1 protein-coding gene is annotated in these 255 nt (G+C 52.5%); it reads right to left on the bottom strand.

Annotated features, from left to right (window positions below):
- Positions 1 to 255: hypothetical protein (locus HC723_RS17965; protein ID WP_190339972.1), on the bottom strand; the 255-nt coding region annotated here is incomplete at both ends.

Below are 255 nucleotides of genomic sequence, written 5' to 3'. Positions count from 1 at the left end.
ATTACCCGCCCCATCCACACCAGAGATGGTGGTCACGCCATTGGCATCGGTGGTCATGCTGAAGTTAATTGGATCCCCACCATTGGTGGTCATTTCACCCATTTCGGCGGTTAATGCGGTTTTGCCCACATCGGTCATGCGCAGCGTGCTTGGATCCAAATTATCACTTGGCGACTCAATCGTAACCGAGCTTGAACCATGCACTGGGTATTCGTTGCCTTCGGCTGGGTTTTGCACATCGCCTTCGTCAACAGT

This window comes from Vibrio sp. S11_S32, assembly GCF_014694465.1.
Taxonomy (GTDB): Bacteria; Pseudomonadota; Gammaproteobacteria; order Enterobacterales; family Vibrionaceae; genus Vibrio; species Vibrio algicola.
This window is presented reverse-complemented; position numbering and strand designations above follow the sequence as displayed.